We start from the raw sequence: 12,284 nt of genomic DNA on the forward strand, positions 1-12,284 counted from the left end.
GCCAGCCGCTGGCAACAGAACCCCGCTGAGGAGACAACATGCGCGCGATTCGCTGCAACGAGTATGGGCCGCCGGAGAGCCTGGTCGTCGAAGATCTGCCGGACCTGCAACCGAAAACCGGCGAAGTCGTGATCGACGTGAAGGCCGCAAGTGTCAATTTTCCCGATGTCCTGATCATCGAAAACAAATACCAGTTCAAGCCGGCGCTGCCGTTCACGCCGGGCTCCGAAGTCGCGGGTATCGTGCGTGCGGTCGGCGATGGTGTGACGCATGTTCGCCCGGGCGCGCGCGTCGTGGCGTTCACCGGCTCGGGAGGCTTTGCGGAGCAGGCCGTCGCCCCTGCCGCCGCGTGTATTCCGCTCGCCGATGGAATCGATTTCGCGCAGGCCGCGGCCTTCACGCTCGTCTATGGAACCTCGCATCACGCGGTGGTCGATCGTGCCGCGCTGCAGGCCGGCGAGACCATGCTCGTGCTCGGTGCGGCGGGCGGCGTCGGACTCGCGGCCGTCGAGATCGGCAAGGCGCTTGGCGCGCGTGTCATCGCTGCCGCATCAACCGATGAAAAGCTCGCTGCCTGTGTCGAACACGGTGCGGATGCAACCATCAACTACAGCCGCGAAGACCTGCGCGAGCGCATCAAGGCATTGACGGACGGCAAGGGGCCGGACGTGATCTACGATCCGGTCGGCGGTGTCTATGCGGAGCCGGCGTTTCGCAGCATCGGCTGGCGCGGGCGGTATCTGGTGGTCGGCTTCGCGAACGGCGAGATTCCGAAGCTGCCGCTCAACCTCACGTTGTTGAAAGGCGCGAGCCTCGTTGGCGTTTTCTGGGGCGATTTTGCGAAGCGCGAACCGCAGCGCAACGCTGCCGCGTTCAAGGAACTGCTGGGCTGGATGCAGCAAGGCAAGCTGCGGCCTTTCATTTCGGCGCGTTATTCGCTGGAGGATACCGGGCGCGCGCTGCGTGATATGGCTGAGCGGCGTGTGACGGGCAAGATTGTGATCGTGCCGTAGGGGGAAGCTACGGCGCAGTTCGTAGAGTCCAGGATTGTGATTCCTGTCGTCGCGGATTAGTGTCCGGTCGGCTGCGCGTCGCGTAGCAGCCAGACGCCCGACGCAACCCGCGCCGACACCACTCAAACGATCTGTTGCGCGTGCAACCGCGCAATGCGCTCCGCGTCGTAACCCAGCGATTGCAAGACCTCGTCGGTATGTTCACCGAGTGCCGGTCCGAGCCAGCGCGTCTCGCCGGGCGTGTCCGAGAGCTTCGGCGTGACGCCAGGCAACGCAATATCACGGCCGTCCTGCCACTTGAAATGCTGGATCATGTGCCGCGCCATGTATTGCGGGTCGGTGAACATGTCGGCCACGCTGTAGATCCGCCCAACCGGCACGTCAGCGGCGTTCAGCACGGCGAGCGCTTCGTCGATCGTGCGGGACGCGAGCCAGGCTGCAATCGCACCGTCGATTTCCGCCGTGCGCGGCACACGTCCGTCGTTATGCGCGAGCGATGGATCGTTCGCGAGATCGTCGCGTTCGATCGCGAGCATCAGGCGCCGGAAAATCGGATCGCTGTTGCCGCCGATCACAATGCTGCCGTCGCGGCACGGATACGTGTTCGACGGCACGATGCCGGGCAACGACGCGCCGGTGCGTTCCCGCACCATGCCGTACACGCCGTATTCGGGCACCACGCTTTCCATCATGTTGAAGACGGCTTCGTACAGCGCGACATCGACGACCTGCCCTTTGCCGCCGTTGACCTGGCGATGATGCAGCGCCATCAGCGCGCCAATCACACCATGCAGCGCCGCGATCGAATCGCCGATCGAAATACCGATGCGCGGCGGCGGCAGATCGGGATAGCCAGTGATATGCCGCAAGCCCCCCATCGATTCAGCGATCGCACCGAAACCAGGCCGATCGCGATACGGCCCGCTCTGACCGTAACCGGAGAGCCGCACCATCACGAGCCCGGGGTTCTCAGCCGACAGCACGTCGTAGCCAAGCCCGAGTTTTTCGAGCAGCCCGGGCCGGAAATTCTCGATCACGATGTCCGCTTCCTGCGCGAGCCGGCGCACGATCTCCTTGCCCTCGTCGGCTTTCAGATTCACCGTCACCGATTTCTTGTTACGCGCCTGCACCGCCCACCACAGCGACGTGCCGCCCGCTTCCGGATAAAGCTTGCGCCATTTGCGCAGCGGATCGCCGCCCTTCGGGTCTTCGATCTTGATCACGTCCGCCCCGAATTCGCCGAGAAAACGCGCCGCGAACGGACCCGCGATCAAGGTGCCGAGTTCGAGTACCTTCACGCCCGCAAGCGGGCCGCCCGTGGCGTTCGTCGCGCTCATCTGTCTGGATTCCTGTGTCTGTTGTGCGGGTCTTCCGGGTCTCACGTAACGACCGGTGGAGCCGTTATAGCGAGCGTCTGTCGAGCATCGCGCGCGCAATCGTGCCGGCGTCGACGTATTCGAGTTCGCCGCCCACTGGCACGCCGCGCGCAAGACGCGTGACGCTCAGGCCGCGCGCCTTGAGCGTCTGCCCGAGATAGTGCGCGGTGGCCTCGCCTTCGTTCGTGAAGTTAGTCGCAAGTACGACCTCCTTTACGATGCCGTCGGTGGCGCGCCTGACGAGCCGATCGAAATGAATCTCCTTCGGACCGATCCCGTCGAGCGGACTCAGCCGCCCCATCAGCACGAAATACAGACCACGGTAGGTCATGGTCTGTTCGAGCATGATCTGATCAGCCGGTGTTTCGACCACGCACAGCAGCGTTGTGTCTCGCTCCGTGTCGCTGCAGACCTCGCAGATCTGCGCTTCGGTAAACGTGTTGCACTTCTCGCAATGCTGCAGATGCTCGGTCGCGAACATCAACGAGCGACCGAGTTTCTCCGCGCCTTCGCGGTCGTGCTGCATCAGGTGATACGCCATGCGCTGCGCGGATTTCGGCCCGACGCCGGGCAATACACGCAGCGCCTCGACGAGCGCCGACAGGGCGGAAGGTTGTTTCATGCGGTATCGGCGGCGTCGGAGGGAAGAAAGCGCAAGGGTTGAATCGCACGGCGCCGTTTCGAGGTCCAGAAGGCGACGTGCTATTCAGCGCACGGTCAGAAAGGCAACTTGAAGCCCGGCGGCAGCGGCAGGCCCGAAGTCATGCCGCCCATCTTTTCCTGCGCGGTGGCTTCGGCCTTGCGTACGGCGTCGTTAAACGCTGCGGCGACGAGGTCTTCAAGCATGTCCTTGTCGTCGGCGAGCAGGCTCGGATCAATCGATACGCGGCGCACGTCGTTCTTGCAGGTCATCGTCACCTTCACGAGACCGGCGCCCGACTGGCCCTCGACCTCGATCAGCGCGAGTTGCTCCTGCATCTTCTTCATGTTTTCCTGCATCTGCTGGGCCTGCTTCATCAGCCCGGCGAGTTGGCCTTTCATCATGGGTGTGCTCCTTCTGGATCGTATGAAATCGTGATTCGGGTTTGCCTGCCTGCGCGCTCGACGCTGCACGGAGGGTCAGGTTACCGGCGGAAAAGAAATTCGCGGACGCTCTATCTAGCGGCGTACCTGCAGTTAATGGACGGACGGCGGCGTGCCCGCGGCCGTATCCTGCGCAATCGGCCGGATCGAGCCGGGCACGATGCTCGCGCCGAATTCGCGGATCAGCGATTGCACGAATGGATCAGTGCCGATTTCACGCTCGGCTTCCTGCTGACGCTGCGCGCGAGCTGCGGCATCGAACGCCGCAGCAGTGCGCCGCGCCGGTCCGACTTCGACCTGCACATCGACAGCCTGGCCGAGCCGTTCGGCCAGCGCTACTTTGAGCTTCGCGACCTGCGATGCCTCCGCGTACTGCGGCACTGGCACATTCAGGCGCAGCGTCGTGCCGTCGAGCGCCATCAGTTCGCTATTGAACGCCAGTTGATACGAGATGCCCTTCAGCGGCAGGCCCGCGGCGAGCGCAGGCCAGTCGCCATTGAAGCCGAGCGGATCGAGCGCGACTGCGGGTGGCAGTGATCGCGTATCGACGGCGGGCGCGGGTGTGGCCGTGGTCACGCGGACATCGTCGGGGCCGTTGTCGAACGCGGGCACGAAGCCGTCGTCGGGCGGCGCGAAGTACGCATCGTCCAGCGAGACCGGGACGTAATCGTCCGGCGGCATGTCGTCCCACGGCGGTGTCGATGCTGAGCGTGGTCCGGTGGCGCCCTGTCCAGTGGCCGGCTGACGCGCAGCCGGTTCACCTGACGCAGCACTGCGTGCAGCCGGTCGCGGCGTCGGCACCGGAACGTTCACGCGTGGCGCAGCGACCTTTGCTGCGGCAGGCGATGCCGGCTGGGTCGCAGCGGCGTTTGAGCGATCGCGTCCCGATGAAACCTTGAGGCCCGCGTTACGCAATACATCGAGCGCGGCGCTGGCACCACCTGCGCGGCGTGCGGCACCGGCGGCTGCGGTTTCCGATGCGCTTTCTGCTGCAACGAGCGGGAGATTGGGCGCTGCTTCGGGTGCCGCGGCCGAAGCAGCGGCGGGTAGCTCGACCGGTTGCAGTTGCGATACGGGTCTGGCGGCTACGCCCTGCGTAGAATCAACTGCATCGTCGTGAGCAGTTTGCGATTCCGATTTGACACTGACGGACGCAGTTTCAATCGATTCTGCCGCGACAGTGTGTGTCGTCGCGCTGTCCGTCGGCACGATTGCGGGTGCCGCGGCGGCTGCCACGATTGGGGCTGCGGCTTCCGGCGACGCAACTGGCGCGTCCGGCACGGAGATCCGCTCGATCTTGCCAGCCGGAGTGTTAACCACTGGTGAAGTTGCAGCTGCGGCCGCAGCTACGCTCACGGACCGCGCCGCATCAACCGGCGCAGCGGGCTCGGCTGAACGCGCGACACCCTGCTGCGCAGCGACCACCGGTGCAGACGCGCGCCGACCACCTGCCGCGTCACCCGACGGCACGCGCGCCGTCGGCACGGTGCCACCGCCACCACCACCCGGTGCCGGCTCGAATGCAAGCATGCGCAGCAGCGTCATCGTAAAGCCCGCGTATTCATCCGGTGCAAGGCCCAGTTCGCTGCGTCCGATCGTTGCGATCTGATAGAACAACTGAACCTGCTCCGCGCTCAACGCATCGGCAAAGCGACGCAGATCGGTTGCTTCCGGCCACTCGTCCAGCACCGACGCCGGTGCGAACTGTGCCCATGCGATTCGATGCAACAGGCTCGCCAGATCCTGCAGCGCCGTCGAAAACGACAGGCTGCGCAGCGACATTTCATCGGCGATTGCGAGCACTGCGGCACCGTCGCCGGTGGCCAGTGCATCGAGCAAACGCACCAGATAACTCTGGTCGAGCGCGCCAAGCATGCCGCGTATGGCGTCCTCGGTGATCTGGTTGGCTGAGTAAGCGATCGCCTGATCGGTCAGCGACAGCGCATCGCGCATCGATCCATCCGCGGCACGCGCCAGCAAACGCAGCGCCTGCGCCTCGAAGCTGATCTGCTCTTCGCCGAGAATCCGTTCCAGGTGCGACACGATGTGGCCAGCCGGCATCTGCTTCAGATTGAACTGCAGGCAGCGCGACAGCACAGTGACTGGAATTTTCTGCGGATCGGTCGTGGCGAGAATGAACTTGACGTGTGCGGGCGGTTCTTCCAGCGTCTTCAACATCGCGTTGAATGCGTGGTTCGTGAGCATGTGCACTTCGTCGATCATGTAGACCTTGAAGCGCGCATCGACCGGCGCATAAACCGCGCGCTCGAGCAGCGCAGCCATCTCATCGACGCCACGATTGCTCGCCGCATCCATCTCGACATAGTCGACGAAACGGCCCTCGTCGATCTCACGGCACGCACGACACACGCCGCACGGCGTGGACGTAACACCGGTCTCGCAGTTCAGCGCCTTCGCGAAGATCCGCGAGAGCGTCGTCTTGCCGACCCCGCGGGTTCCGGTAAACAGATAGGCGTGATGTAGCCGGCCGCCGTCGAGCGCGTGCGTGAGCGCGCGCACCACGTGCTCCTGTCCGACGAGCGAAGCGAAATCCTTCGGCCGCCATTTGCGTGCGAGAACTTGATAGGTCATCGAGAAATTGTATCAGTAACGATGCCGGGCAAAGACGAATCGAGAACGGTCAGCTGCGGGGACAGGCATACGTCGCCGCGCCATTGATTTTCACTAATGGAAAGATAGTTCGAAACCGGAAAAGACAGAAAACTGCGCGCGCACACGCTATCTGAAGAGATGGGGAATGGCAGAAAAACTGCGAGGAAAAGAAAGCGGAAAAAGGAAGGTGACGAGCCTGACCCTCGGCACTGGTGGAAAACGGCTGTGGCTGCTTCGTTCCCGACCTGACCAGGTTGACCGCCCCTCCATGCGAGGAGGCCCGTCACGTTGAATTGTATCATCGGTACCCCGACAACGCGACAGTAAATGGCGGCAATTCTACGAAGACCATTGAGTCAACGCTCGTCGCGTGCCTCTTGTGTTTGTCTCCGGAATCACCAGATAAGGGACGTGGCAGCACGTCGGCAGGATGAAACCCCACTGCCCTGATGACTACTATCACGGCGGGCAACACATAGTGATTTAAGCTAAACTGGCGTGCAGATGTCCCGCAATACTTGGCACCCCAGCACCCTTCGAGGCCGCTTACGCGGATTATCGAACGGGTTCGACGGGGCCCGGCTCGCGGCAACACGAACAGAAGTTTTTCCGGTTTTGGTGTATCGTGGCGAGCAATTCAGGCCGGCCTCGATCCGAAAGAGGTATTCATACAATGAGCGAACAAATCAAGCATATTAGCGACGCATCGTTTGAAGCGGACGTCGTCAAATCCGATAAACCCGTGCTACTCGACTTCTGGGCCGAATGGTGCGGTCCGTGCAAGATGATTGCGCCGATCCTCGACGAAGTCGCGAAGGAATACGACGGTCGTGTACAGATCGCCAAGATCAATGTCGACGAACATCAATCGACGCCGGTGAAGTTCGGCGTGCGTGGCATCCCCACGCTGATCCTGTTCAAGAACGGCGCGGTCGCTGCACAGAAAGTGGGCGCCCTGTCGAAATCGCAACTCACCGCGTTCCTCGACGGCAACCTGTAACCTGTTTTTGCACGGCGCGCAGGCTGCGCCCTGAATCGGGCGTGTTGTCGACCGACAACACGCCCGATCGTTAGATGCCGCTCCGTCACGTTGGCGGATGCTGGCGTGTGCTATGCTAGAATCTAGAAAACGTCGAAAAGACGTGTAACGCGTAAGTCCTTGAGCGGTTCCGCTCAACTCTCCTCCCAGATTTCATTTCGTCGCACCTTCTCCTGCGGGTTCTCCGTATGCATTTATCCGAGCTCAAGACACAGCACGTGTCCGAACTGATCGAGATGGCCAATGGCCTCGAGATCGAAAGTGCGAACCGCCTGCGCAAGCAGGAACTGATGTTCGCTATTCTTAAAAAGCGCGCCAAGACGGGCGAAACAATTTTCGGTGACGGCACGCTCGAAGTGCTTCCGGACGGCTTCGGCTTCCTGCGTTCGCCGGAAACCTCGTATCTCGCGAGCACGGACGACATCTACATCAGCCCGTCGCAGATCCGCCGCTTCAATCTGCATACCGGCGACACGATCGAAGGTGAAGTCCGCACGCCGAAGGACGGCGAGCGCTACTTCGCACTGGTCAAGGTCGACAAGGTCAACGGGCAGGCGCCCGAGGCCTCGAAGCACAAGATCATGTTCGAAAACCTCACGCCGCTGCACCCGAACAAGGTGCTGCTGCTCGAGCGCGAAATGCGCGGTGAGGAGAACGTGACGGGCCGCGTCATCGATATGATCGCGCCGATCGGCAAGGGCCAGCGCGGCCTGCTGGTCGCCTCGCCCAAGTCCGGTAAGACCGTGATGCTTCAGCACATCGCACACGCGATCAAGCAGAACCATCCCGATGTCATCCTGTTCGTGCTGCTGATCGACGAACGCCCGGAAGAAGTGACGGAAATGCAGCGTTCGGTGGCCGGCGAAGTCATCGCGTCCACGTTCGATGAACCCGCCGCACGTCACGTGCAGGTCGCCGAGATGGTGATCGAGAAAGCGAAGCGCCTCGTCGAAATGAAGAACGACGTCGTGATCCTGCTCGATTCGATCACGCGTCTCGCGCGGGCGTACAACACGGTTGTGCCGGCGTCAGGCAAGGTACTGACGGGTGGTGTCGATGCCAACGCACTGCAGCGCCCGAAGCGCTTCTTCGGTGCCGCTCGTAATATCGAGGAAGGCGGTTCGCTGACCATCATCGGCACCGCGCTGATCGAAACCGGCAGCCGCATGGACGACGTGATCTACGAAGAGTTCAAGGGCACCGGCAACATGGAAGTGCACCTCGAGCGCCGTCTCGCCGAAAAGCGCGTCTACCCGTCGATCAACCTCAACAAGTCCGGCACACGTCGCGAAGAACTGTTGATCCGGCCGGAAATCCTGCAAAAAATCTGGATCCTGCGCAAGTTCATCCACGACATGGACGAAGTCGAAGCAATGGAATTCCTGCTCGACAAGGTTCGCCAGACCAAGAACAATTCCGAGTTCTTCGACATGATGCGACGCGGCAGCTAGCGCGCCGCAACGTCACGCTGCGCAGCGGCTTCGGCAAAGCCTGCGTCGCAACAGAAAAACCGTCCGCTTCCCGCGGACGGTTTTTTTTCGTCTGTGATGCACGAGATTATCTTGCCGTCTTGCTGTATCGTCGCCCACCAACCTGTACGTGCACGTTCACGTTGTACTATAATCCGGACTATCGCTTCATGCTCCCCATTCGCCATGACGAAAGATCCCGTGTCCCCCTTGCTGACCGTGCAGGACGCAGCAAAGCAGTTGCAGGTCACGCCACGCACCCTGAAGTACTACGAGGAGCGCGGTCTGGTCACACCGACACGCAGCGAAGGCCGCTATCGCCTGTACGACGCCGACGACCTCGAACGTTTCGCGCGAATCCTGCGTCTGCGCTCGCTTGGCTTCTCGCTGGAAGGCATCACCGAGATGCTGAAGCGCCCGTTCGAACGCCATGAGAACGGTCGCGCGCGGCTGTCGGACGAATCGCTGCGGGAAGTCCGCGACGCGCTCGCGCAGCAGATCGACGCGCTCGATGCGCGCATCGGCGCCGTCCGGCGCGAACTGAAGGAAGCGCAAACGCTGAAAGCCGAGCTGAGTCGAGATCTCGAATATGTGGAGCGGCGCGTCGCGGGAGAAAGCGTGGATGTGCTGCTCGAACAGCGGCGCAATGCGCTTGCCAGAAAGCGGACTACGACCGCAAAGCAAACTGACCAGACCCAACCGGTAAAGGCCGCGAAAAAGGCGGCAAAGCGAACCACCGCGCGGAACCGGTCTGCATGAACGCTGCGCCATCACGTGTCCCGCTTTTCAGTGCCGAAAAGCTGCGCGGCGATTTCTTCCCATGGGTACTCGCGGTCGTCACCGGCCTCGATTACTTCGACAACGCCATCTTCTCGTTCTTCACGAGCTATATCGCGGGCGGCGTCAATGCGTCGCCAGATGAGCTCGTCTGGTCATCGAGCGCCTATGCCGTCGCTGCGGTGCTCGGCATCCTGCAGCAGCAATGGTGGGTCGAGCGGATCGGTTATCGGCGCTACGTCGCAGGCTGCATGCTGCTTTATGCCGCTGGCGCGGTCGCGGCGGCGCTCTGCGAAAGCTCCGTCGAACTCGCGTTTGCACGCGGCTTTCAGGGCTACTTCATCGGCCCGATGATGGGCACCTGCCGTATCCTGATCCAGCTCAGTTTCACGCCCCAACAACGCCCCGCCGCCACGCGCGCCTTCCTGATCCTGATCGTCGTGAGCACCGCGCTGGCGCCGCTGCTGGGCGGTCAGCTCGTCGCGCATTTCGACTGGCGCGCGCTGTTTGCCTGTACGGCGCCGGTCGGTGTGCTGTTCGCGATCCTCGCGTTGCTGGCGCTACCCAACTCCGGCGACGTGCAACCCGAGGAACGTGGCGCGACACATTTCTGGCCCTACCTGATCTTCGCGTTCGCACAAGGCGCGCTGCAGATCGTGATGCAGCAGGTCCGCTTCAAGCTCTTTAGCGCGTCGCCGGAACTGGTTGTGCTGACCGTCGCCGGCATCGGCGCGCTTGCATGGTTCGCCTGGCAGCAATGGCATCATCCTTCGCCGCTGGTGCGCCTGCATGCATTGCGTGAAAAGACCTTCCAGATGGGCCTGATTCTCTACATGTTCTACTACTACGAGTCGACCGCGTTCAGCTATCTGATCGCGCGGTTTCTCGAAGGCGGGCTGGGCTATCCGGTGGAAAACACCGGGCAACTCGTCGGCGTGACGTCGCTCATTTCCGCCAGCGCGCTGTTCGTCTATCTGCGCTACGCGAAACTGCTGCCGCGCAAGAAGTGGATCATCGTGCCAGGCTTTGCGATTGCCGCTTTCGCCGCTGCATGGATGACGCGGATGTCGCCCGACGTCGGCGAAGCCGCGTTGATCGTGCCGCTGTTGCTGCGCGGACTGTTGCTGCTGTTCATCGTGCTACCGGTCGCCAACCTGACCTTCCGGATCTTCGCGATCGAAGAATTCACGCACGGCTATCGCCTGAAAAACATCGTTCGACAGTTGACCATTTCATTCGCGACAGCATCGGTCATCATCATCGAGCAGCATCGTCAGGCGCTACATCAGGCGCGGCTCGCCGAATACGCGAACCCGTTCAATCCCGCATTCCAGAGTACGATCGCGGCACTGACGAACGACTTCGTCTCGACCGGACGCTCGCTCGCCGAAGCGCACGCGCTGGCTATCGTCGAAGTCAGCAGAACGGTGGCGCGGCAGGCCAGCTTCCTGACCTCGCTGGATGGCTTTTACTTCCTGATCGGCGTGGCCGTCTGCGGCGGCATCTTCGCCGCGTGGCAAAAACAGATCGACTGACCGATGCTTGCGAAACTCACTCACTGGTTCGATTCCCGCCGCCGCGATCGCGCGCTGCGCCTCCACGCGATTCCCGATGCGCTCTGGCAGCAGACGCTCGATGGCCTGCCCTTCCTCGCCCATCTCGACGCCGCCGATCTCGTCCGCCTGCGCGAGCTGACCAGCCTGTTCATCGCGCAGAAGCAGTTCTCGACGGCACACGACCTCGAACTGACCGATGCGATCACCGTCGCGATCGCCGCGCAGGCGAGCCTGCCGATATTGAATCTCGGGCTCGAGCTGTATCGCGGCTGGGTCGGCGTGATCGTCTATCCGGGCGAATTCGTGATCCGCAAAACCGTCGAGGACGAAGACGGCGTCGTCCACGAAGTCGAACACGACGCCAGTGGCGAAGCATGGGAAGGCGGCCCGGTAGTGCTGTCATGGGAAGACGCGCAGATGACCGACGGCCGGGACGCATACAACGTCGTGATCCACGAATTCGCGCACAAGATCGACATGCTGAGCGGCGAAGCCGACGGCCACCCGCCGCTCTTTCGCCGCTGGCACGCGCCGCTCGACGCAGCGGCCTGGGCCGGCGTGTTCGACCATGCCTACGACCAGTTCTGCGCGAAAATCGATGCGGTGCCGCAGCGCCGCTGGTCGCGCTTCGAGCGGGAGTCGTTGATCGATCCCTATGCCGCGGACCATCCATCGGAATTTTTTGCCGTTTGCAGCGAAGCGCTGTTCGTCCAGCCGCACGCGTTCGAGGCCGAGTACCCCGAGCTGTACCGGCTGCTCGCGCGCTATTACCGGCAGGATCCGGCGCGCACCGGCGCTCTTCACACGCAGGCACCTAAAAAGTCGTCAACCAACTGATTTTCTGGCATAATCGCCGTTTTTCGACCGTAGGCAAGTGGCTCGCGCCAAAATGCCGTTCGCGCCTAACGCGGCGGCACGCGGGTTGGCTACCGCCAGATTAAAGGAACGACCATGAAAGAAGGCATTCACCCCGATTACCGCGAAGTCCTGTTCGTCGATATGTCGATCGACTTCAAGTTTGTGACGCGCTCGACCATCCAGACTCGCGAAACCGCTGAATTCAACGGCAAGACGTACCCGCTCGCGAAGATCGAAGTGTCGTCGGAATCGCATCCGTTCTACACGGGTCAGCAGAAGATCATGGACACGGCCGGCCGTGTCGAGAAGTTCAACAAGAAGTTCGGCGCACGCGCCATCGGCAAGGTCGCCGCGAAGTAAGCGGGCGGCATTGCGGGCCTCGATTGATCTCGTGGCCGAAGCAAGGCACCAAGGGGCAGCGTAAGCTGCCCTTTTTTATCGCCTGGCACCCGATAGCCCCACGTAAGCACCGGCAAGACAGCCAGCCGTGACGGCCAACG

11 protein-coding genes and 1 other RNA gene are annotated in these 12,284 nt (G+C 62.3%); 7 read left to right on the forward strand and 5 right to left on the reverse strand.

Annotation, left to right across the window (positions count from 1 at the left end):
- The first annotated feature begins 38 nt into the window (after positions 1-38).
- Positions 39-1,013, forward strand: a complete 975-nt coding sequence (locus BWP39_RS08035) for an NADPH:quinone oxidoreductase family protein (protein ID WP_096718755.1) — start codon at positions 39-41, stop codon at positions 1,011-1,013.
- A 122-nt stretch (positions 1,014-1,135) separates the two neighbouring features.
- Here the strand turns inward: BWP39_RS08035 and BWP39_RS08040 are convergent, their stop codons facing one another.
- The 5 genes from BWP39_RS08040 to ffs form a co-directional block, all read right to left on the reverse strand.
- Entirely contained in the window at positions 1,136-2,350 is a 1,215-nt protein-coding gene (locus tag BWP39_RS08040; RefSeq protein ID WP_096718757.1) for a CaiB/BaiF CoA transferase family protein, read from the reverse strand.
- 64 nt (positions 2,351-2,414) lie between these two features.
- Positions 2,415-3,011 (reverse strand): recombination mediator RecR, encoded by a 597-nt coding sequence (gene recR / locus BWP39_RS08045; protein ID WP_096718759.1) that lies wholly within the window; start codon positions 3,009-3,011, stop codon positions 2,415-2,417.
- 95 nt (positions 3,012-3,106) lie between these two features.
- Positions 3,107-3,433, reverse strand: a complete 327-nt coding sequence (locus BWP39_RS08050; protein WP_007182071.1) for a YbaB/EbfC family nucleoid-associated protein — start codon at positions 3,431-3,433, stop codon at positions 3,107-3,109.
- A gap of 132 nt (positions 3,434-3,565) precedes the next feature.
- Positions 3,566-6,064: a DNA polymerase III subunit gamma/tau gene (locus BWP39_RS08055; protein ID WP_096718761.1), complete on the reverse strand. Its 2,499-nt coding sequence runs from the start codon at positions 6,062-6,064 to the stop codon at positions 3,566-3,568.
- A gap of 207 nt (positions 6,065-6,271) precedes the next feature.
- An RNA gene (gene ffs, locus BWP39_RS08060) (signal recognition particle sRNA small type) lies at positions 6,272-6,370 on the reverse strand.
- 388 nt (positions 6,371-6,758) lie between these two features.
- On the opposite strand from ffs, the gene trxA reads away from it, so the two are divergent.
- The 6 genes from trxA to BWP39_RS08090 all read left to right on the forward strand — a co-directional run bounded on the left by trxA (position 6,759) and on the right by BWP39_RS08090 (position 12,144).
- Complete coding sequence (trxA, locus tag BWP39_RS08065) at positions 6,759-7,085, forward strand: thioredoxin TrxA (RefSeq protein WP_091016446.1); 327 nt, start codon at positions 6,759-6,761, stop codon at positions 7,083-7,085.
- A gap of 227 nt (positions 7,086-7,312) precedes the next feature.
- Positions 7,313-8,575, forward strand: a complete 1,263-nt coding sequence (gene rho / locus BWP39_RS08070) for a transcription termination factor Rho (RefSeq protein ID WP_091016443.1) — start codon at positions 7,313-7,315, stop codon at positions 8,573-8,575.
- Positions 8,576-8,779: 204 nt separating this feature from the next.
- Positions 8,780-9,352, forward strand: a complete 573-nt coding sequence (locus BWP39_RS08075) for a MerR family transcriptional regulator (RefSeq protein WP_096718763.1) — start codon at positions 8,780-8,782, stop codon at positions 9,350-9,352.
- Entirely contained in the window at positions 9,349-10,905 is a 1,557-nt protein-coding gene (locus BWP39_RS08080) for an MFS transporter (RefSeq protein ID WP_096718765.1), read from the forward strand. The genes BWP39_RS08075 and BWP39_RS08080 overlap by 4 nt, the downstream gene beginning before the upstream one ends.
- A gap of 3 nt (positions 10,906-10,908) precedes the next feature.
- The gene (locus tag BWP39_RS08085) at positions 10,909-11,763 is read left to right on the forward strand and encodes a M90 family metallopeptidase (protein WP_096718767.1); all 855 of its coding nucleotides are present in this window, start codon (positions 10,909-10,911) and stop codon (positions 11,761-11,763) included.
- Positions 11,764-11,877: 114 nt separating this feature from the next.
- Complete coding sequence (locus BWP39_RS08090; protein ID WP_096718769.1) at positions 11,878-12,144, forward strand: type B 50S ribosomal protein L31; 267 nt, start codon at positions 11,878-11,880, stop codon at positions 12,142-12,144.
- Positions 12,145-12,284 lie beyond the last annotated feature (140 nt).

The sequence above is a fragment of the Paraburkholderia acidicola genome (assembly GCF_002362315.1).
GTDB classification, from domain to species: Bacteria; Pseudomonadota; Gammaproteobacteria; order Burkholderiales; family Burkholderiaceae; genus Paraburkholderia; species Paraburkholderia acidicola.